This window comes from Streptomyces sp. NPDC091972, from assembly GCF_044756385.1.
Taxonomy (GTDB): Bacteria; Actinomycetota; Actinomycetes; order Streptomycetales; family Streptomycetaceae; genus Streptomyces.
The window spans coordinates 142,650-161,575 of the sequence record NZ_JBIVSV010000006.1 but is presented as its reverse complement, the minus strand read 5'-3'; the positions used below and the strand labels follow the sequence as shown (position 1 = coordinate 161,575).

Sequence of the window (18,926 nt, the reverse complement as noted above, 5' to 3'; positions counted from 1 at the left end):
TCCGGACATTGACGAACGAATGCCGGTCCACCGGGCGCGGTACAACGGTCGGTCAGCCTACCGCGCGCAGTACGACAACAGGATCACGGGGGACGGCCGACCACGGCCGGCGGGGTCAGCCCGTACGGTCCGGGAGCACCGCGCTGAGCAGGAACGCGACGCTCCGTTCCGTCTCCGTCCAGGCCCGGGTGTCGAGTTCGACGGACTGGAGGAGGGCGCACTCGACGCGGTAGCCGTGCTCGGTGAGGTCCCGGCCGACGAGTTCGGCCTCGTCGCGGGTGGCCGCGTGGGCGACGATGCGCTGCGGACGCCGGTCGGCGACCGCGGAGACCACGGCCACTCCCCCGCCGCCGACGCGGACGACGTCCGGTTCGGGAAGGTTCTCCAGGACGTGCGGGGCGGTTCCCGGCACGATCTGGACCTGGAGTCCGAAGGCGCGGGCGTTGGCCTCGGTGCGCTCGCAGGCCCGCAGGTCGCGGTCGACGGCGATGACTGCGGCCCCGGCCCGGGCGGCCTCGGTGGCGAAGGCGCCGCTGCCGCAGCCGATGTCCCACACGAGGTCACCGACGCGGGGTCCCAGTCGGGCCAGTTGGGCGGCACGGAGCGGTTCCAGTTCGCCTTCGCCCATGAGGCCGCCGTAGGACTCGGCGGGTAGGGTCCAGCCGCGCGGGGCCGCGGCCGGGTCGCGGCCGGCGATCCAGCCGCCGTCCTCCGTCACGGCCGCGGTGCCGCCGATGACGATGACGATGTTGGGGTCGCGCCAGGTGTGGTCGGCGGCCTTGTCGGAGGTGACGACGGTGACCTGTTCGCGGTCGGTGCCCAGTTCCTCGCAGATGACGAAGGTGCGGTGCACGCCCTCCATCAGCAGGCCGAGTTCGGCGGGCCCGGCGCCGGGCGAGGTGAGGACGGCGACCTTCGGGTGGGCCCGGCACACGTTCACCGCGCGTCGCAGGGTGCGCCGGTGGGCGACGACCACCTGGGCGTCGTCCCAGGGCATTCCGGCCCGCGCGAAGGCGGCGGCGACCGAGGACACCCCGGGGACGACCTCGACCTCCAGGCCGAACTCGGGTGCGCGCAGGGTCCGTACGACGCCGAAGAACCCGGGGTCGCCGTCGGCGAGCACGACCGCGGTGCCGCGGTGGCCGGTGATGCGGCGGGCGGCGAGGGCCACGCTGCCGAGGCGGATGCGCTCGGCGGTGGGGGGCACCTCGGGGAGTGCCAGGTGGTGGGCGGCGCCCGCGACCAGCGTGGCGGCGCCGAGGGCGGAGCGTGCCGCGGCGGTCAGCGGCGAGCCGTCCCAGCCGATCACCGTGACCCGGTCGGCCATCGTCTCTCAGTCTCCAGGGGTGTGCGCAGGCCGTCGTCGGTGGGCAGCCCGCGGGCGGCTCCGTGAGGGTACCCGCTGCGCCCCTGAAGCGCTTTCACCGGCCTGTGTTCGGATCCGGTCAGTTCCAGTCGGAGTACGTCGTGAAGCCGTCCGCGTCGGCGAGCTGGTCGCCCGCTCCGTCGAGGTCCTCGGGCAGCAGGCTCCACACGATGAAGTCGGTGCGGACGTCGCTCCAGGTGCCGTCGTCGGCGCGGACGTGCGCTATGCAGGCGCCGCGCAGGACGCCTTCGCTGATACAGCCGATCTTCTGGGCGACCTGCTGGGAGGCGGTGTTGTCGGCCGCCGTGCGCAGCTCGATGCGCTCGAACTTCTGGTCGGTGAACAGCCACTGGGCGGTGGCGAGCGCGGCCTCGGAGGCGTAGCCCTCGCCACGGGCCCAGGGGGCGATGATGTACGACAACTCCGTGGCGCGGACGTGCCAGTTGGTCTTGGTGAGCTGGACGACGCCGACCAGGCGCTGGGTGAGGAACTCCGTGACGGCGAAGTCGATCCCGCGCCCGGCCTCGCGTTCGGAGGGCGCGTACCTGGTGATCCAGTCGCGCGCCTGTTCCTCGGTGTAGGGCTGGGGGACGTCGGTCCAGGCGCCTACCTGCTCGTCGTTCATCATCTCGGCCAGGGCGGGCACGTCGTCCTCGTCGAGGGGGCGCAGCACCAACCGCTCCGTGCTGATGGAGATGTTGGGGAAGGTGCCAGTCATGCGCCACTCCGTAACCGTCGGAAAACCTGCGAGGCCTGCTGAACTGCCCAGCATGCAGCATGAAAGCGCCGAACCGCATCACGGGGTCCACACATGGTGAACGAGTGGACCCCGTGCGTGGCGATACGTCGTATACGCGCCTGCGGCCTCGCGCCGTTCAGAAGGAGGCGATGACCGAGCCGGCGTACTTGTCCTGGATGAACTTCTTGACCTCGGGGGAGGTGAGCAGCTTGGCGAGCTTCTTCACCCGCGGGTCGTCCTCGTTGCCCTCCTTGACCGCGAGGAAGTTGCCGTACGGGTTGTTGTCGGCGGACTCCAGGACGAGGGCGTCCGAGGCGGGCTTGAGGTCGGCCTCGATGGCGTAGTTGCCGTTGATGACGGCCGCGTCGACGTCGTCGAGGGAGCGCGGGGTCTGGGCCGCCTCCAGCTCCTTGAACTTCAGGTTCTTCGGGTTCTTGGCGATGTCCGAGGGGGTCGCCTCGTTGCCCACGCCGTCCTTCAGCGTGATGATCCCGTTGGCGTCGAGGAGCTTGAGGGCGCGGGCCTCGTTGACGCTGTCGTTCGGGACCGCGATCGTCGCGCCGCTCTTGAGGGCGTCGGCGCTCTTGACCTTGTGGCTGTAGAGGCCGAGCGGCTCCAGGTGGACCGTGACGACGGGCACGATGTGGGTGCCGCGCTTCTTGTTGAAGTCGTCGAGGTAGGGCTGGTTCTGGAAGTAGTTGGCGTCGACCGAGCCGTCCTCGGTCGCCGTGTTCGGGGTCACGTAGTCCGTGAACTCCTTGACCTCCAGGTCTAGGCCCGCCTTCTTCGCCAGGTTCTCCTTGACGTAGTTCAGGATCTCGGCGTGCGGGGTGGGGCTCGCGGCGACGACCAGCGGTCCGCTGGTGTCGGAGGCGGAGTCGGAGTCGGACGAACCGCAGGCGCTGAGCCCGAGGGCGAGGGCTCCGGCGGCGAGGACGGCGGTGCTGAGCTTTGCGGTGTTACGCACGAAAAGTGCCTTTCCTTTTGGGTGCAGTGACCCCGTGAACGGGTGCACGGGAGATCTGGGAGCGCGTCAGACGGTCTTGGTGTCCGCCGTGGAGGCCTTCAGCAGACGGAGTTTCGGCGCGGGTCCGGAGCGTCCGCCCCGGCCGTACAGCGAGCGGGCCGCGTAGTCGCCGGCGAACTGGATGAGCGAGATGACGACGGCGAGGACCGCGACGGTGATCCACATCAGCTGGGTCTCGAAGCGCTGGTAGCCGTAGCGGATGGCGATGTCGCCGAGGCCGCCGGCGCCGACCGTGCCGGCCATCGCGGAGTAGCCGATGAGGGCGACGATCGTGGTGGTGGTGCTGGCGATCAGCGAGGGCAGGGCCTCGGGGACGAGGACCTTGCGGACGATCGTCCAGGTGTTGCCGCCCATCGACTGGACGGCCTCGACCAGGCCGCCGTCCACTTCGCGGACCGCCGTCTCGACGAGGCGCGCGAAGAACGGGATCGCGCCGATGGCGAGCGGCACGATGGCGGCCTCACGGCCGATGGTCGTGCCGGTGATCGAGCGGGTGAAGCCCATCAGCGCCACCATCAGGATGATGAACGGCATCGAGCGGGCGACGTTCACGACCTGCCCGATGACCTTGTTGGCGACGACGTTCTGGAGGAGTCCGCCCCGGTCGGTGAGGACGAGCAGGACACCGAGCGGCAGGCCGCCCACGACGGCGATGAGCGTGGACCAGCCCACCATGTAGAGGGTGTCCCAACACGCCTGCTCCAGCAGGGGCTGCATCTCGGACCAGGTCACTTGGCACCTTCCTTCACCGGCTCGTGCTCGGAGACGACATCGATCTGCAGGCCCTGTTCGCGCAGGAAGCCGACCGGCACCACGTTGTCCTCGTAGCGGCCGGGCAGTTCGATGCGCATCCGGCCGACCTGGAGGCCGCCGACGGTGTCGATGGCGGCACCGAGGATCGATATGTCGATGTTGTAGGTGCGCGAGAGCTGGGAGATGACGGGCTGGGTGGCCGCCTCGCCGTGGAAGGTGACGTCGACGACGGTCCGGTCCGCACCGGTGGCGTCCCCGCCGACGGGGAAGAGCGCGGAGGCCAGCTCGGAGCCGGGGGTCGCGAGCAGTTCGCTGACCGTGCCGGACTCGACGATGCGGCCGTTCTCCATCAGGGCCGCCGAGTCGCAGATCGACTTCACGACGTCCATCTCGTGGGTGATGAGCAGGACGGTCAGGCCGAGCTGCCGGTTCAGGTCGCGCAGCAGCTGGAGGATCGAGCGGGTGGTCTCGGGATCGAGGGCGCTGGTGGCCTCGTCGGACAGCAGCACCTTGGGGTCGCCGGCCAGGGCCCGGGCGATGCCGACGCGCTGCTTCTGGCCGCCGGAGAGCTGGGCGGGGTACGCCTTGGCCTTGTCGGCCAGCCCGACGAGGTCGAGGAGTTCGAGTGCCTTGCGGGAGCGCTCCTTGCCGGACTTGCCGAGGATCTCCAGGGGCAGCTCGACGTTGTCCTGCACGGTCCGGGTGGACAGCAGGTTGAAGTGCTGGAAGACCATGCCGATACGGCTGCGCGCCCGCCGCAGCTCCTTGCCGGCGCGCGGGCCGCGGCCGGCGAGGGCGGTGAGGTCCTGTCCGTCGACGGTCACGGTGCCGGCGGTGGGGCGCTCCAGCAGGTTGACGCAGCGGATGAGGGAGGACTTTCCGGCGCCGGACTGGCCGATGACGCCGTACACCTCGCCTTCGCGGACGTGCAGATCGACGCCGTCCAGGGCGGTGACCTCACGGCCGCGCGAGCGGTAGACCTTGGTCAGGCCTGTTGTCGTGATCACTGGGATTCCGTCACTGTCGAGTACCCGGGCGTGGGTGTGCCCTGGTACGGGAGAGAAGTCGTGCGCGGGCACATGGGTCACGTACGGCGTTCACGGCGTACGGACGTGCCGGGGCGGCTCGCTTCGGGGCGCGAGGCTCAGAGGTGGTGCGGGGGCCCTCTAACAGGCGCACATTCGACACATACAACGAGCACCGGGCGTCATGGTCGCCTCGGTCGCAAGGGTGCGGCAGCTCGTCGTGGTCATGCGATCAGTAAAGCAGACGTATGGGAGCGACCAAGAACCCGCTGTCCGAATGGCGGACAGCGGTGGACAGGTCTCAGGCCCGGACGGAGATCTCCACGCCGGCGGCGGTGACCTGGGCCGACAGGGCCGACAGGTCCTCGACCACCAGGTCGGCGTCGAGCTCGTGGGCCTGGTGGGTTGTGGTCAACGCCACGGTGGTCATCCCGGCGGCACGGCCGGCGCGCAGACCGGCGGGAGCGTCCTCGAGGACCACACAGCGGGCCGGGTCGACACCGAGTTCGCGGGCGGCGAGCAGATAGGGCTCGGGGTCGGGCTTGCCGCGGGTCACGTCGTCGGCGGCGACCAGGGTCTTGGGGAGGATGCCGACGGCTTCGAGACGGGCCTCGGCGAGCCGGCGGGTGGCGGAGGTGACGACGGCCCAGCGGTCGGCAGGCAGGGAGCCGAGGAAGGCCCGGGTCCCTGGGAGCAGATGGACACCGCCGTTGGGCACGTCCTCCACCTCCAGTTCCTCGATCCGCGCGACGGCCGCCGGTACCACGTGGGCGGGCAGCAGGTCGGCGGCTATCTCCGCGGCCGTACGTCCGTGCAGTTCGACCCGGGCGAACTCCTCTGCGGTGATGCCGTACTCCCCGGCCCAGCGCGTCCAGCAGCGGTGGACCGATTCCAGGGAGGAGACGAGGGTTCCGTCGTTGTCGAACAGGAGGGCTTCGGCATGGATCTTCATGTCGTCGACCCTACGGTGCGGTGCGGGGTCGGCCGCCTCAGGTCTTATGGGCCGTAATAGGCTCGCCGCATGTTCGATGCCCTGACGCTGGTGACCGGCGTCGCCGCGCTGCTGCTGGCCGCCTGGTGCGGCTGGGCCGCCTACCGTGACGAGCCCACCAAGGACTGGCACTTCATCGGGATGGCCGTGGTGTCGGTGCTGGCACTGGTCCAGCTCGTGGTCGGGATCGTGCAGCTCGCGCGGGGCGAGAAGCCGGAGCAGGGCACGACGATCTTCGTCGCCTATCTGCTGGGGGCGTTCGCGTGCGTGCCCGCGGCGGGGTTCATGTCGCTCGCGGAGCGGACGCGGTGGGGGTCGGTGACGGTCGCCGCCGGCGGTGTGGTGCTGGCCGTTCTGGAGGTGCGGCTCTATGACATCTGGGGAGGCTGAGGTGAGTCGGCGACGGCTGACCAGTGGGCCCGGGACGTTGCTGGTGTGGCTGTACGGCGTGATGGTCGTGGGAGCGGTGTCGAGGTCGGCGTACCAGATCTCCACCGAGTTCGACCGGGCGCCGCTGGCGTATTCGCTGTCCGCGGTGGCGGGGGTGGTCTACGGATTCATCACCTACACACTCGTGCGGGGTGGCGAGACGGCCCGCAAAGTGGCGCTCGCCTGCTGCGGGGCCGAGCTGGTGGGGGTGCTGACCGTGGGCACGTGGACGTTGATCGAACCGTCCGCGTTTCCGGATGCGACCGTGTGGTCGGACTTCGGGATGGGGTATCTGTTCATCCCCGTGCTGCTTCCCCTGTCGGCCATCTACTGGCTTCGGAAGGGTGCGACCCAGGGGGATGCCGCCTGAGGTGTGTCGGGCGGCATCCGGCCGGTGGTGGCTGGTCGCGCAGTTCCCCGCGCCCCTAGAAGATCACGCGGTGGCCGCGTACGCGCCCGCGGGCTTCTCCAGGACGATCATCTCCACGCCGTCGGCACCCTTCGACGTGCCGACCGTCTGGTAGCCGACCTTGCGGTAGAGGCGGAGGTTGCCCTCGCTGCGGTGGCCGGTGAAGAGGCGGAAGCTGGTGGCGCCGCGCTCCTCGGCGAGGGCGGACTCGGCTGCCCGGAGGAGACGGGCCCCGATGCCGTGGCCCTGAAGGCGGGGGTGGACGCAGAGTTTGCCGATGGCGGCGGAGCCGTCCTCGGTGACGCGGCCGCGGACCGAGCCGACCACCTCGTCTCCCAGGCGGGCCACGAAGACACAGTCCGAGGCCACCTCCGCGCGGACCGAGTCCAGGGTCTGGACGAGCGGATCGATGCGGTAGTTGCCGTACAGCGCCGCCTCACTCTGGAAGCACAGGTACTGCAGCCTGAAGATCTGCTCCGCGTCCTGCTCGGCCGCCGCAGAGATGGTCACGCTCATGCCCATGTGCGCACGCCTCCCGCTCACCTGATCGCCTGTTGTCCCCCACTCCTATCCCCGCGCCCGACGGGTCGCAACCTCCGGTGACAGCAATCGGCGAAGACATCCCAGGCATCTGGAACGTTCCGGGCCGAGACTGCCCTGTGAGATACCCAACTCCCCCGCGATCTCGCGGTAGGTGAGGTCCCTCGGCGAGAGGAGGGCCGCCATGAGGGAGGGGCAGCGACCGGGCAGGCGGCGCACCGCGTCGTGCAGGGCCGTGCGCCGGGCGGCGGCGAGGGTGAGCTGTTCGGGGGTGCGCTCGCCGTCGGCCGCGGGCTCGGTGGCGTAGGGCCGTTCGAGGCGGGTCGTACGGCGGCTGCGGCGGGACTCGGAGCGGACGGCACGGCGGAGCCAGCCGGGCGGGTCGAGGGGCGGCCCCTGGGTCTCCAGGCGTTCCAGGAGGCGGAGCCAGACCGCCTGCTCCAGGTCGGCCGGTTCCGTTCCGGAGGCATGTGCCTCCGCGGATGCCTCGGCGGTGAGCAGGGGTCGCAGGGTGGTGACCAGGTCGAGCGTCATATGCGGTACGACACGGCCGCCCGGGTCGTGGGTTGCCCGGGCGGCCGCAAGTGAGCTCGATCGGGGGCCGCCGGCTCAGCCGTTGACGAAGTCCTGGCGGGCGAGGAGGCCGGTGTCCGGGTTGTCGGTGAAGACGCCGTCGATGCCGGTGGCGAAGTACCTCTTGAAGGCGCCGAAGGCGTCACCGTAGGCGTCCGCGTCCGTGCCCTTGCGGTACTCGGCCGGCAGGAAGGGGTTCTCGTTGCGCATGGTGTAGGGGTGCAGGATCAGCCCTACCTTGTGGGCGTCGGCGACCAGGGTGGTCTCCTTGTCCAGGCTGCCGTCCGCCTTCCTGGTGATGACCAGGTCGAGGGTGGGGCCGATGCCCTGGGCGTAGCCCGCTATCTCCCGCAGGCCCTTGGGGGTGACGAGGTCGGCGACCGTGCGCGGGTCGCCCGTCTCGACGAAGTCCCAGGGGCGGGTGTTCGCGCCGGACAACAGGACGACCAGCGGGTTGTCGACCAGCTTGTTCAGGCGCTGGATGCTGGTCGGCTCGAAGGACTGGAGGATGACCGGGGAGTTCCGCCGGTCCTTGCCGTGCTTGTGCAGGAGCTTGGCGACCCGCTCCTCCAGGCCCAGGCCGAGCTTGCGGAAGTAGGTGGGGTGCTTGGTCTCGGGGTAGATCCACACCTGCTTGCCGCGCCTGCGGGTCTGCTCGTCCTGCCACCTGAGGACCTCCTCGAAGGTGGGGATCTCCCAGCGGCCGTTGTAGAGCGTGTTGTGCGGGCGGTTGGCCGGGATGCGCTCGATCGCGCGGAGCCTCTTGAGCTCGGCGAGCGTGAAGTCCTCGGTGAACCAGCCGGTGGTGGAGACCCCGTCGAGGACCTTGGTCTTCTTCCGGTCGGCGAACTCCTTGTGGTCGGCGACGTCGGTCGTGCCGCCGATCTCCGGCTCGTGCCGGCAGACGAGGTGCCCGTCCCGGGTGGGGACGAGGTCTCCGGCCTCGACGATGTCCGCGCCCATGTCGAGAGCGAGCTGGTAGGAGCCGAAGGTGTGCTCGGGGCGGTAGCCGCTGGCACCCCGGTGACCGATGACCGTCGGCACCGGCAGACTCTTCAGGCCGCCGCCGTGCCCGGCCGATCCCGCTGTCGCGGCTCTCGCCGTACCCGACAGGCCGAGGACCGCTCCCCCGGCGCCGAACATCGCGGCCCCCAGAAGTGCCCGCCGTCCGGTGCCGTCCGTGTGCTCGTCCTGCGATCCCATGTGGACCCCTCCTGCCGTCGCCTCTTCGGTGCGGGCCGATCGTAGGTCCGGGTCCGTGACGGGCGGGAGACCTCCGGCGGAACACGCGGGTGACGCGTGATGTCGTATGGGAACAGATGTCTGATGGTTCGTCGGCTTCAGGGCGGAGAGCCGGGGTACGCGTCCGGCGGGGCGACCTCCGTCACACCGTTCCGCCCGGGTTTCCGGGAGGAGACGGGGTCCATCCGCAGGTAAACGAGTGTCAACAGTGCGTAAGACCTCGGTGAACCCCGGGCGCCCGATGTGCACGACCCCCCGAGCCGCGAGTAATGTCCTCACCTGCACAGACTCATACAGTTTCCCTGGCCGTTCTCTTGACACCGGAGGGCCCGTTGTCCCGCTTCGCGCTCATCAAGGCAGTGCTCGGACCGATCATGCGCCTGATGTTCCGCCCACAGGTGGAGGGCGCGGAGCACATCCCGGGTGACGGTCCCGTCATCCTGGCCGGCAACCACCTCACCTTCATCGACTCGATGATCCTTCCGCTGGTCTGCGACCGGCAGGTGTTCTTCATCGGCAAGGACGAGTACGTCACCGGGAAGACCCTCAAGGGCCGACTCATGGCGTGGTTCTTCACCGGTGTCGGCATGATCCCGGTGGACCGCGACGGCGGCCGGGGCGGCGTGGCCGCGCTGATGACCGGGCGGCGGGTCCTGGAGGAGGGGAAGGTCTTCGGGATCTACCCCGAGGGGACGCGGTCGCCCGACGGCCGGCTGTACCGGGGCCGTACCGGCATCGCCCGTCTGACGCTGATGACGGGCGCGCCCGTCGTCCCCTTCGCGATGATCGGCACGGACAAGCTCCAGCCGGGCGGGGCGGGGATGCCCCGGCCCGGTCGGGTCACGGTCCGGTTCGGCGAGGCGATGGAGTTCTCCCGCTACGACGGGATGGACCGCGACCGGTATGTGCTGCGGGCCGTGACCGACTCGGTGATGACCGAGGTCATGCGGCTGTCGGGACAGGAGTACGTGGACATGTACGCCACGAAGGCGAAGGCCGCGTAGTCGGTTCGTCGTAGTCGGTTCGTTGTGCAGGGCGGGTGCACGGGGGCTGGTCACGTCCGCGCGGCAGGGCCGCACTCGGACACAGCCCCGCCCTTAAAAGCCCTTGTCCAGCCGTTGGTTCCTCAGCATGAACCAGGCTGCGACCGATGTTGCGAGCAGGACCGCCGCTCCCGCGCCCGCGGCGATGGTGAGACCGTTTACGAAGGCTTCCCGGGCTGACGTCAGCAGGTCCTCAGCCGTGTGCGACGGCAGTCCGGACGCCGCCTCCACCGCGCCGCCCAGCGATTCGTGCGCCCCCTGCGGGGTGCCCGCCGGAGCCGCGAAGCCCCGGTAGACGCCCGTCACGATCGAGCCCAGTACGGCGATGCCCAGGGCCGCGCCCAGTTCGTACGCCGTCTCGGAGACCGCCGACGCCGCGCCCGCCTGTTCCTTCGGGACGCTCGACAGGATCACGTCCGCCGTCACCGTGAAGGAGAAACCCGCGCCCACGCCGACCAGCAGCAGGGCCGCGCCCAGCATCGGGTAGCCCGTGGACTCGTCGAGCAGGGTGAGGGAGGCCAGCGCCAGGCCGATGGCCGCGAGGCCGCCGGAGACGACGGCGCGTACCGACCAGCGGCGGGCGACCGTGCCCGCGACCAGCCCCGCCGCCACCGCGCCCACCGCCGCGGGGAGTTCCGCCAGGCCCGCCTCCAACGGGCGCCTGCCCTGGACCAGTTGGAGGTACTGGGAGAGGAAGAAGACCAGGCCGGAGAGGCCGAGGACGGTCAGCAGGTCGGCCAGGACGGCGCCGCTGAAACCGCGGTTGCGGAAGAGGCGCATGTCGAGGAGCGGGGTCGGGAGGGTCAACTGGCGGCGGACGAAGGCCCAGAGGGCCGCCGCACCGAGGAGGCCCACCGCGAGCGGCTCCCACCCGACGCCGTGCGAGGCGGCTTCCTTGACCGCGTAGACCACGGCGATCATGCCGACGAGGGACAGGGCGACACTGATCATGTCCCAGGGGCCCGGATCCGGGTTGCGCGACTCGGGGAGCAGCTTGACGCCGACGAGGACCAGGACGGCCATCACCGGCAGGTTGATCAGGAAGACCGAGCCCCACCAGAAGTGTTCGAGGAGGAAGCCGCCGACGATCGGGCCGATCGCGGTACCGGCGGAGGCGGTGGCGCCCCAGACGCCCACGGCGAGGCTGCGCTCGCGCGGGTCGTGGAAGAGGTTGCGGATCAGGGCCAGGGTGGCGGGCATGAGGGTCGCTCCGGCGACGCCGAGCAGCGCCCGCGCCAGGATCATCAACTCCGGTGTCGTCGCGTAGGCGTTGAGGATCGACACCGCGCCGAACGCCGTCGCGCCCAGGAGCAGGATCCGCTTGCGGCCGATGCGGTCGCCGAGGCTGCCCATCGACACCAGCAGGCCCGCGATGACGAACGAGTAGACGTCACCGATCCACAGGAGCTGGGTCCCGGTCGGCCTGAGGTCCTCGCTGATGTAGGGGGTCGCGAGGCCGAGGACGGTCGCGTCGACGGCCACCAGCAGCACGGCGAGCACCAGGACGGACAGCGCGAGCCAGCGGCCGGGACGCTTCACCGCCTCGGTCGTGGTCGCCGGCCGCAGGGTGCTGGTCATGATTCCTCTCTCCGTAGAGCGCCACCGAGCAGCAGCTCGGTGACCATGTGGGTGAAGTCCTTGGGGGCCACGCGGCCCGCCTGGGTGGCCCAGGCGCACGAGGCGACGAGTCCGTAGAGCGCTTCGGTGAGCCAGGCCGGGGTGAGGTCGATGCGGAACTCGCCGTTCCCCTGTCCGCGCGCGAACAGGGCGGCGATCCGTTGGTCCAGTCGGGACCACGGGTCGCTCCCGCCGTCCTCCCAGAGTTCGTTCTCGCCGTAGAGGAAGGCCAGCAGGCCCGCGGCCGGCTCGATCTCCCGCACGAGCCGGCGGACGGCGTCACTCGCGGACCCCTCGTCGAGGCGGGCGGCGTCCAGCGCCGCCTCGCACTCGGCGATGCCGTGTTCCTCCAGCGCCCGGACGAGCGCGTCCCGGCCCGAGAAGTGGCGGTGCAGGGTGGCCCGGCTGATCCCGGCGGCCTTGGCGACCTCGTCCATGGTCGAGGTGGACTTGCGGGTCAGCAGGGCCGCGGCGCTGCGCAGCACGTGGTCACGATCGACAGCCATGAGACAACCATAACCCACTTGAGACATCCATGTCTCAAGATGGGCACGGATGTCTCAACCTGCGGGCGCGGCCTTTCCCGCTGCGGCCGTTGATCAGGATTGTCGTCAGTGCCAGGGAAGGCCGGCCCGGTGCGCCCAGTACGCGGCCGGCTCCTCGGCCAGCGCCGCCAGCCGGGAGAGCTGCTCCTCGTCCAGGTCCACGACGGCCGCGTGCAGGTTGGACGCGAGCTGACGGGTCGTGGCGGCTCCGGACAGGACCACTCCGGCCCAGGGCTGCCGGAGGACGAGGGCGAGTGCCACCGCGTCGCAGCCGAGTGACGTCTCCTCGGCGACGGCCTTCAGGGCGTCGGGCGCGTGCGGTCCGGCGAGCCTGCCGTTGGCCATGCCTTCCTTGACGATCACCGTCAGGCCGGCGTCGTGGGCCTCCGCGAGAGCCGGGCCGGCCGAGGTCTCCAGGGCGTTGTACGTCGACTGGACGGTACGGAAGAGGGGTTCACCGTCGACGGTCACCTCCAGTGCGGCGCGGATGGCGTCCGCCTGGGCGGGACCGCTGGTGGAGAAGCCGATCGTGGTGCCCTGGGCGGCCGCCTCGGCGAGCCGCGCGTGCAGCTCCTTGTCGGTGAGGGCCGGACTGTCCGGGGTCACCGAGTGGATCTGGTACAGGTCGAGGCGGTCGCCGAGCAGTTCGGCGGTCTCGGCGCGCTGACGGTCGTACGTCCGGACGCTGTGGTCCTTGACCTCGTGGTGCTCGGCGTCGGTGGTCCAGCCGGCGGTGTAGGTGTAGCCCCACTTGCTGCCGATGACCACATCGTCGATGCGGGGGTTCCTGCCGAGCCAGTCGGCGAGGAACTCCTCGCTGCGGCCGTAGGAGCGGGCCGCGTCGAAGTAACGGACGCCCTGGGCGTAGGCGGCGTCGAGGAGTTCGTGGGTGCGGGTCCGTAGCGTCTCGACACTCCGGTCGTCTCCCAGGTCCTCGTCCCGGCCCAGGTTGATGTAGCCGGGGCGGCCTACTGCGGCGAGGCCGAGACCGATGTGGCAGGTGGGGGTGGTTGCTGTGGTGAGGCGGGCGAAGGGCATGCCGACAACGTAACTCGGCATGCCCATGCGCCTCAGGGGGTGGGGTGTGGGTGTTTCGGCGGGCGCGGGAGCGTTGTGGTCGCTCGCGCTGTTCCCCGCGCCCCTAACCGCGTTCTGCCCACCGGTGTTGCGCTGCCAGGTCCCTCTTCACCTCTGCCAGCTGGATCGCCACCGCGCTCGGGGCCGTGCCGCCCCTGCCGTTGCGGGAGGCCAGGGCGCCGGGGACGTTGAGGACGGTCCGCACCTCGGGAGTCAGGTGGGCGCTGATCTTGGCGAACTGCTCGTCCGTCAGGTCGTTCAGCTCCTTGCCCTCGGCCTCCGCCGCCTTGACGCACTCGCCGGCGACCTCGTGGGCCACACGGAACGGGACGCCCTGCTTGACCAGCCACTCGGCGATGTCGGTGGCGAGCGAGAAGCCGGCCGGGGCCAGTTCCTCCATGCGCTCGCGGTTGACCGTGAGGGTGGCCATCATGCCCGTGAAGGCGGGGAGCAGGACCTCCAGCTGGTCGCAGGAGTCGAAGACGGGCTCCTTGTCCTCCTGGAGGTCGCGGTTGTAGGCGAGGGGCAGGGCCTTGAGCGTGGCCATCAGGCCCGTCAGGTTGCCGATCATGCGGCCGGACTTGCCGCGCGCCAGCTCGGCGATGTCCGGGTTCTTCTTCTGCGGCATGATCGACGAGCCCGTGGAGAACGCGTCGTGCAGGGTCACGAAGGAGAACTCCTTCGTGTTCCAGATGATGACCTCCTCGGCGATCCGGGAGAGGTTGACGCCGATCATCGCGGTGATGAAGGCGAACTCCGCGACGAAGTCGCGGGAGGCCGTGCCGTCGATGGAGTTGCCGACCGACCCGTGCTCGAAGCCGAGTTCCTTCGCGACCGCCTCCGGGTCCAGGCCCAGCGAGGAACCGGCCAGGGCGCCCGAGCCGTACGGCGAGACCGCCGTGCGCTCGTCCCACTGGCGCAGCCGCTCGGCGTCCCGGGACAGGGACTGCACGTGGGCCAGGACGTGGTGGGCGAACAGCACCGGCTGGGCGTGCTGGAGGTGGGTACGGCCGGGCATCGCCACGTCCGGGTGGGCCTCCGCCAGGCCGATCAGCGCGTCCTGGAGCTCGGCGATCAGACCGCCGATGATCCGGGCGTGGTCCCGCAGGTACATGCGGAAGAGGGTGGCGATCTGGTCGTTGCGGGAACGGCCGGCGCGCAGTTTGCCGCCGAGGTCGGCACCGACGCGCTCCAGCAGGCCGCGCTCCAGGGCCGTGTGGCAGTCCTCGTCGGCGATCGTGCCCACGAAGGAGCCGTCGGCCACGTCGGCTTCGAGCCGGTCGAGCCCGGCGAGCATGCGCTGGAGCTCGTCGTCGCTCAGCAGGCCCGCCTTGTGCAGCACGCGCGCGTGGGCACGCGAACCGGCGATGTCGTACGGCGCGAGCCGCCAGTCGAAGTGGACGGACGCGGACAGCTTCGCCAGCGCCTCGGCGGGACCGTCGGCGAAACGACCGCCCCAGAGCCGGACGTCACCGCTGTTGCTGCTCACTTGCGTTGCTCCTCACCGCTGCGCTCCATCGTCATGCATGATTATGCAGAGTCCTGCATGATTCGTCAATCCGGGCCGGGGCGTCCCCTCAAGATCCGGAGAACGCGGAGAATTTGCGGTGCCTTTGAACACCAGAAACCGCTTGCCCGTATTCCACGCCGAACGCAGGCGCCGCGTTTGTCACCGAAGACCACCCCGACCCCGAGTGAGGCATCCGCATGTCCAGGGCTCTTCCGAAGTACAACAAGCGCCGCGTGGCGATCATCGGCGGCGCCGCCGCCGTGGCACTGACCGGGGCGATCGTCGCCGGCACCGCCCTCGCCGGGGAGACCTCCAAGGGCAACGGCAACGCCACCGCCCGGACCCTCGCGTCCCCCGGCAGCATCACCTGCCCGGACGTGGCCTCGAAGCTGCCCGCGATCCCCGCCTCCGCGCAGGCGGAGGTCACCCGCAACCTCACCCTCCTCCAGACCCAGATCGACGAGGCCAACAAGCGGCTCGTCGACACCGTCGGCCAGGGCGGACCCAACTTCGTCAACAACGCCATTCTCGGCCCGCTGAAGGACAAGCGCGTGGCCACGGTCAACCGCATCGCCACGGCCATCGGCCGTACGGCGGCCAAGCCGACCGGCCTGGACGCGCTCGCACCCTGCACGCTGAACGGCGCCGGCGCGGCCGGCGGCAACACCGGCAACGCGGGCGGCAACGCCGGCGCGGGCCAGGGGAACGGCAACGCGAACGGCAATGCCGGCAACAACAACGCCAACGCCGGAGGCAACGCCGCGACCGCCGCCGGCACGATCACGTGCCCGGACGTGGCCTCGAAGCTGCCCGCGATCCCGGCCTCCGCGCAGGCGGAGGTCACCCGCAACCTCACCCTCCTCCAGACCCAGATCGACGAGGCCAACAAGCGGCTCGTCGACACCGTCGGCCAGGGCGGACCCAACTTCGTCAACAACGCCATCCTCGGCCCGCTGGCCGACAAGCGGAAGTCGACCATCGACCGCATCGCCATCTCGATCGGCCGCACCGCCGCCAAGCCGCAGGGCCTCGACTCCCTGGCCGCCTGCACGCTCACCAAGTGACGTGACAGGCGCTGTGGCCGCCCCGTGTGAGCGCCGGCCGGGGCGGCCACGGGCATGTCCGCGCAAGTGGATGCCCGAATTCCTTAGACAGGCAAAAGGTTTCCGCCCATAATGCTTAGACATGGGAAAGACCTATGAGCGCATAGACGGCCGGCTCCGCTCCTTCATCGAGGCGCAGCCCCTCTTCTTCACCGCGACCGCCCCTCTGTCCGGGGAGGGCACGGTCAACCTCTCCCCCAAGGGCCTGCGCGGCTCCTTCGCGATCCTCGACGAACTCACCGTGGCCTACCTCGACTTCGCCGGATCCAACGCGGAGACGGTCGCGCATCTGCGGGAGAACGGCCGGATCACCCTCATGTGGTGCGCGTTCCAGGGACCGCCGAACATCGTCCGGGTGCACGGGCGCGGTGAGCCGGTCTTCCGGGACGACCCGCGCTTCGGGGAACTGCTCGCCCGCTTCCCGGACATCGACCCGAGCGTCCACGGACTGCGGGCGATCATCGTCGTGACGGCCGAACTGGTCCGCGACTCCTGCGGTTACGCGGTGCCGTACATGGCGTACGAGAGCGACCGCGAACTGCACGGCAGGCGGTTCGCGCGCGAGGACGACGAGTCGCTCAGCGCGTACTTCGCCAAGAAGGAGCACATCGCGACGAGCCTGGACGGCCTGCCCGGGCTGCCCTTGCCGTTGCCGCCGTCGGTGGTCTGACTCATCCCCTGCCGAACCTGACGGTGAAGGTCGTCGAACCCGGCTCGCTGTCCACCCCCACGCTTCCCCCGTGCGCCTCCACCACCGCCGCCACGATCGACAGGCCGAGGCCCGCGCCGCCGGTCTGCGCCTTGGTGCTGCGGTCGGCGCGGGTGAAGCGTTCGAAGACGCCGGGGAGGATTTCCGCGGGGATGCCGGGACCGTCGTCGTGGACCTTGAGCAGGGCCGCGGTGCCATCCCGCTCCAGGGTCACCGTCACCTTCGTGCCGGCCGGGGTGTGCAGCCGGGCGTTGGACAACAGATTGGCCAGGACCTGGTGGAGGCGGTGCTCGTCGCCGGTCACCGTGACCGGGTCCTCGGGCAGGTCCAGTTCCCAGCGGTGGCCGGAGCCCGTGGCCCGCACGTCCGTGAGGGCGTCCAGGACCAAGCGGGTGAGGTCGACGGGGGCGGTCTCCAGGGGGCGCCCCGCGTCCAGGCGGGCCAGCAGGAGGAGGTCGTCGACCATGGCGCCCATGCGGGTCGACTCGGCTGCGATGCGTTCCAGGGCCCGGGTGATCTCGGCCGGCAGCGGGCCCGGGTGCAGCAGGGCGAGTTCGGCGTGACCGCGTACCGAGGCTACCGGGGTGCGCAGTTCGTGGCTGGCGTCGGCGGCGAAGCTGCGCAGCCGTTCCTCACTGGCGTGGCGTTTGGTGAGGGCGTCCTCGACGTGGCCGAGCATGCGGTTGAAGGCGCCGGCCACCTGGCCCACCTCGCTGCGCGGATCGGACTCGGGGGCGCGCGGCGGCAGGGCCACCTCCCCACTGGCGAGCGGGAGTTCGCTGACCCGGGTGGCGGTCGCGGCGACCCGGCTGAGCGGGCGCAGGGACCAGCGCACCCACAGGGCGCCCGTGATCCCGGCGGCGCTGAGGGCGGCGCCGAAGACGATCCCGGCGACCAGTTCCAGGCGGTGGACGGTGGCCTCGACGGGCTCCAGGGGCATCCCGGTGATCAGGACGTCGCCGTCCAGCCCGCGGGTGGCGATCACCCGGTAGTCGGCGAGGGCGGAGAGGTCGACGCTGTGGCCGCGGCCGTCGGGTACGACCTCCGCGAGCCGTTTCCGGTCGCCGGTGCTCAGGTCGACGTTCAGGGTGCCGCTGGAGCGGACGACGGCCGCGTTGGTGACCGTGCCGTCCACCAGCCGGGCACCGAACGTGCCCGTGGCCTGGCGGCGGGTGTCGGCGCGCTCGTCGCCGTCGTGGTCGTCCTTCTGCGGCTCGCCCTCGTGCTCGAGGCTGACCGCGAACCTGTTCCCCGCCTCGGTGAGCTGCTCGTCGAGACGGCTGGTGAGGAAGCCCTTCAGTCCGAGGACCGCGGCGACGCCGACCGCGGCGCAGCCCACCGCCAGCAGCACCACCAGGCCGAGGGTGAGTCGAGCCCGCAGGCTGTGCGGTCTGAGGTCCCTCATGGCGTCACCGGCTTGATCACGTAGCCCGCCCCGCGCACGGTGTGGATCATCGGCTCCCGGCCCGCGTCCACCTTCTTGCGCAGGTAGGAGATGTACAGCTCGACGACATGGGCGCGGCCGCCGAAGTCGTAGGACCAGACCCGGTCGAGGATCTGCGCCTTGCTGAGCACACGGCGCGGATTGCGCATGAGGAAGCGCAGCAGCTCGAACTCGGTCGGGGACAGTTCGATCAACTCGCCGCCGCGGGTGACCTCGCGGGCCTCCTCGTCCATGACCAGGTCGCCGACGGTCAGCCGGGGGCCCTCGTCGAACTGCCGGGCCATGCCCGCGCGGCGCAGCAGTCCGCGCAGCCGGGCGACGACCTCCTCCAGGCTGAAGGGCTTGGTGACGTAGTCGTCGCCGCCCGCCGTGATGCCCTTGATGCGGTCCTCGACGGCGTCCCGGGCGGTCAGGAAGAGCACGCAGACGTCCGGCTTCACGGTGTGCAGGGCGCGCAGCACGGCGAAGCCGTCGGTGTCGGGGAGCACCACGTCCAGGACCACGGCGTCGGGCAGCAGTTCCCGGGCGGCCGTCACCGCCGAGGCGCCGTCGCCGGCCGAGCGGACCTGCCAGCCCTCGTAGCGCAGGGCGCCGGAGAGGACCTCGGCGAGGTCGGGGTCGTCGTCCACGACGAGGACGCGCAGGGGGGTGCCGTCGGGGCGGGTGAGGGCGGGGCGGCCGGAGCGTGCGGTGTTCATGTCCTCTCCAGGATCGCCCCTGGCCGGGGCGGCGGGAGCCCGGAGAAGCTCTGAGTTCTCTCTGAGTGCGCTCTGCGGAGTGCCGT

Annotated in this window: 20 protein-coding genes; 5 read left to right on the top strand and 15 right to left on the bottom strand. The window is 70.7% G+C overall.

All coding sequences use genetic code 11. The features are described from left to right. Positions 1 to 115: 115 nt before the first annotated feature. The 6 genes from cbiE to ACIQJT_RS19675 form a co-directional block, all read right to left on the bottom strand. Entirely contained in the window at positions 116 to 1,327 is a 1,212-nt protein-coding gene (cbiE, locus tag ACIQJT_RS19700; RefSeq protein ID WP_402645053.1) for a precorrin-6y C5,15-methyltransferase (decarboxylating) subunit CbiE, read from the bottom strand. 118 nt (positions 1,328 to 1,445) lie between these two features. Next, complete coding sequence (locus tag ACIQJT_RS19695) at positions 1,446 to 2,084, bottom strand: GNAT family N-acetyltransferase (RefSeq protein WP_365457936.1); 639 nt, start codon at positions 2,082 to 2,084, stop codon at positions 1,446 to 1,448. A gap of 157 nt (positions 2,085 to 2,241) precedes the next feature. After that, positions 2,242 to 3,072: a MetQ/NlpA family ABC transporter substrate-binding protein gene (locus ACIQJT_RS19690; protein ID WP_365457933.1), complete on the bottom strand. Its 831-nt coding sequence runs from the start codon at positions 3,070 to 3,072 to the stop codon at positions 2,242 to 2,244. A 66-nt stretch (positions 3,073 to 3,138) separates the two neighbouring features. After that, positions 3,139 to 3,864: a methionine ABC transporter permease gene (locus ACIQJT_RS19685; RefSeq protein ID WP_402645048.1), complete on the bottom strand. Its 726-nt coding sequence runs from the start codon at positions 3,862 to 3,864 to the stop codon at positions 3,139 to 3,141. Next, entirely contained in the window at positions 3,861 to 4,892 is a 1,032-nt protein-coding gene (locus tag ACIQJT_RS19680; RefSeq protein WP_402645046.1) for a methionine ABC transporter ATP-binding protein, read from the bottom strand. Before ACIQJT_RS19680 ends, ACIQJT_RS19685 begins: the two co-directional genes overlap by 4 nt. A gap of 319 nt (positions 4,893 to 5,211) precedes the next feature. After that, entirely contained in the window at positions 5,212 to 5,862 is a 651-nt protein-coding gene (locus ACIQJT_RS19675; RefSeq protein WP_365457924.1) for an HAD family hydrolase, read from the bottom strand. Between the two features lie 69 nt (positions 5,863 to 5,931). Here ACIQJT_RS19675 and ACIQJT_RS19670 point away from each other — a divergent pair, with 69 nt between their 5' ends. Both ACIQJT_RS19670 and ACIQJT_RS19665 read left to right on the top strand, forming a co-directional pair. After that, positions 5,932 to 6,291, top strand: coding sequence for a hypothetical protein (locus ACIQJT_RS19670; protein WP_365457921.1), 360 nt, complete (start codon positions 5,932 to 5,934; stop codon positions 6,289 to 6,291). Next, positions 6,272 to 6,700 (top strand): hypothetical protein, encoded by a 429-nt coding sequence (locus tag ACIQJT_RS19665; protein ID WP_365457918.1) that lies wholly within the window; start codon positions 6,272 to 6,274, stop codon positions 6,698 to 6,700. The genes ACIQJT_RS19670 and ACIQJT_RS19665 overlap by 20 nt, the downstream gene beginning before the upstream one ends. A 63-nt stretch (positions 6,701 to 6,763) precedes the next feature. On the opposite strand, the gene ACIQJT_RS19660 is transcribed toward ACIQJT_RS19665, so the two are convergent. The 3 genes from ACIQJT_RS19660 to ACIQJT_RS19650 form a co-directional block, all read right to left on the bottom strand. Beyond that, positions 6,764 to 7,261 carry a GNAT family N-acetyltransferase gene (locus ACIQJT_RS19660; RefSeq protein WP_365457915.1) on the bottom strand — a complete coding sequence of 166 codons (498 nt, stop codon included), beginning with the start codon at positions 7,259 to 7,261 and terminating at the stop codon, positions 6,764 to 6,766. A 45-nt stretch (positions 7,262 to 7,306) separates the two neighbouring features. Next, a complete protein-coding gene (locus ACIQJT_RS19655; protein WP_402645041.1) occupies positions 7,307 to 7,813 on the bottom strand; it encodes a sigma-70 family RNA polymerase sigma factor in 507 nt (168 codons plus the stop codon). Positions 7,814 to 7,888: 75 nt separating this feature from the next. Next, entirely contained in the window at positions 7,889 to 9,055 is a 1,167-nt protein-coding gene (locus ACIQJT_RS19650; RefSeq protein ID WP_402645038.1) for a glycerophosphodiester phosphodiesterase, read from the bottom strand. A gap of 371 nt (positions 9,056 to 9,426) precedes the next feature. Between ACIQJT_RS19650 and ACIQJT_RS19645 the strand changes: the two genes are divergently transcribed. Next, positions 9,427 to 10,098: a lysophospholipid acyltransferase family protein gene (locus ACIQJT_RS19645; RefSeq protein ID WP_362660129.1), complete on the top strand. Its 672-nt coding sequence runs from the start codon at positions 9,427 to 9,429 to the stop codon at positions 10,096 to 10,098. A gap of 93 nt (positions 10,099 to 10,191) precedes the next feature. Here ACIQJT_RS19645 and ACIQJT_RS19640 read toward each other — a convergent pair whose 3' ends face one another. The 4 genes from ACIQJT_RS19640 to argH all read right to left on the bottom strand — a co-directional run bounded on the left by ACIQJT_RS19640 (position 10,192) and on the right by argH (position 14,865). Beyond that, positions 10,192 to 11,715 (bottom strand): MFS transporter, encoded by a 1,524-nt coding sequence (locus ACIQJT_RS19640; protein ID WP_402645035.1) that lies wholly within the window; start codon positions 11,713 to 11,715, stop codon positions 10,192 to 10,194. After that, the gene (locus ACIQJT_RS19635) at positions 11,712 to 12,260 is read right to left on the bottom strand and encodes a helix-turn-helix domain-containing protein (RefSeq protein ID WP_365457903.1); all 549 of its coding nucleotides are present in this window, start codon (positions 12,258 to 12,260) and stop codon (positions 11,712 to 11,714) included. The genes ACIQJT_RS19640 and ACIQJT_RS19635 overlap by 4 nt, the downstream gene beginning before the upstream one ends. 105 nt (positions 12,261 to 12,365) lie before the next feature. Further along, positions 12,366 to 13,337, bottom strand: coding sequence for an aldo/keto reductase (locus tag ACIQJT_RS19630; RefSeq protein ID WP_402645031.1), 972 nt, complete (start codon positions 13,335 to 13,337; stop codon positions 12,366 to 12,368). A 103-nt stretch (positions 13,338 to 13,440) separates the two neighbouring features. Then, the gene (gene argH / locus ACIQJT_RS19625; protein WP_365457897.1) at positions 13,441 to 14,865 is read right to left on the bottom strand and encodes an argininosuccinate lyase; all 1,425 of its coding nucleotides are present in this window, start codon (positions 14,863 to 14,865) and stop codon (positions 13,441 to 13,443) included. Between the two features lie 218 nt (positions 14,866 to 15,083). Here argH and ACIQJT_RS19620 point away from each other — a divergent pair, with 218 nt between their 5' ends. Together ACIQJT_RS19620 and ACIQJT_RS19615 are read left to right on the top strand one after the other, a co-directional pair. Beyond that, positions 15,084 to 15,950: a hypothetical protein gene (locus ACIQJT_RS19620; protein WP_402645028.1), complete on the top strand. Its 867-nt coding sequence runs from the start codon at positions 15,084 to 15,086 to the stop codon at positions 15,948 to 15,950. A gap of 121 nt (positions 15,951 to 16,071) precedes the next feature. Beyond that, on the top strand, positions 16,072 to 16,659 hold the full coding sequence (locus ACIQJT_RS19615; protein WP_402645026.1) for a pyridoxamine 5'-phosphate oxidase family protein: 588 nt from the start codon (positions 16,072 to 16,074) through the stop codon (positions 16,657 to 16,659). Position 16,660: 1 nt separating this feature from the next. Here ACIQJT_RS19615 and ACIQJT_RS19610 read toward each other — a convergent pair whose 3' ends face one another. Next, a complete protein-coding gene (locus ACIQJT_RS19610; RefSeq protein ID WP_402645024.1) occupies positions 16,661 to 18,103 on the bottom strand; it encodes a sensor histidine kinase in 1,443 nt (480 codons plus the stop codon). Then, the gene (locus ACIQJT_RS19605) at positions 18,100 to 18,840 is read right to left on the bottom strand and encodes a response regulator transcription factor (RefSeq protein WP_365457885.1); all 741 of its coding nucleotides are present in this window, start codon (positions 18,838 to 18,840) and stop codon (positions 18,100 to 18,102) included. Before ACIQJT_RS19605 ends, ACIQJT_RS19610 begins: the two co-directional genes overlap by 4 nt. Positions 18,841 to 18,926: the final 86 nt, after the last annotated feature.

Excerpts from the sequence above, each read along its gene's own strand:
- ACIQJT_RS19635 (WP_365457903.1), bottom strand. The coding sequence starts at position 12,260 with ATGGCTGTCGATCGTGACCACGTGCTGCGCAGCGCCGCGGCCCTGCTG.
- ACIQJT_RS19695 (WP_365457936.1), bottom strand. The coding sequence starts at position 2,084 with ATGACTGGCACCTTCCCCAACATCTCCATCAGCACGGAGCGGTTGGTG.
- ACIQJT_RS19620 (WP_402645028.1), top strand. The coding sequence starts at position 15,084 with ATGTCCAGGGCTCTTCCGAAGTACAACAAGCGCCGCGTGGCGATCATC.
- ACIQJT_RS19665 (WP_365457918.1), top strand. The coding sequence starts at position 6,272 with ATGACATCTGGGGAGGCTGAGGTGAGTCGGCGACGGCTGACCAGTGGG.
- ACIQJT_RS19670 (WP_365457921.1), top strand. The coding sequence starts at position 5,932 with ATGTTCGATGCCCTGACGCTGGTGACCGGCGTCGCCGCGCTGCTGCTG.
- cbiE (WP_402645053.1), bottom strand. The coding sequence starts at position 1,327 with ATGGCCGACCGGGTCACGGTGATCGGCTGGGACGGCTCGCCGCTGACC.
- ACIQJT_RS19650 (WP_402645038.1), bottom strand. The coding sequence starts at position 9,055 with ATGGGATCGCAGGACGAGCACACGGACGGCACCGGACGGCGGGCACTT.
- ACIQJT_RS19615 (WP_402645026.1), top strand. The coding sequence starts at position 16,072 with ATGGGAAAGACCTATGAGCGCATAGACGGCCGGCTCCGCTCCTTCATC.
- ACIQJT_RS19610 (WP_402645024.1), bottom strand. The coding sequence starts at position 18,103 with ATGAGGGACCTCAGACCGCACAGCCTGCGGGCTCGACTCACCCTCGGC.
- ACIQJT_RS19640 (WP_402645035.1), bottom strand. The coding sequence starts at position 11,715 with ATGACCAGCACCCTGCGGCCGGCGACCACGACCGAGGCGGTGAAGCGT.
- ACIQJT_RS19655 (WP_402645041.1), bottom strand. The coding sequence starts at position 7,813 with ATGACGCTCGACCTGGTCACCACCCTGCGACCCCTGCTCACCGCCGAG.
- ACIQJT_RS19675 (WP_365457924.1), bottom strand. The coding sequence starts at position 5,862 with ATGAAGATCCATGCCGAAGCCCTCCTGTTCGACAACGACGGAACCCTC.
- ACIQJT_RS19605 (WP_365457885.1), bottom strand. The coding sequence starts at position 18,840 with ATGAACACCGCACGCTCCGGCCGCCCCGCCCTCACCCGCCCCGACGGC.
- ACIQJT_RS19660 (WP_365457915.1), bottom strand. The coding sequence starts at position 7,261 with ATGGGCATGAGCGTGACCATCTCTGCGGCGGCCGAGCAGGACGCGGAG.
- ACIQJT_RS19630 (WP_402645031.1), bottom strand. The coding sequence starts at position 13,337 with ATGCCCTTCGCCCGCCTCACCACAGCAACCACCCCCACCTGCCACATC.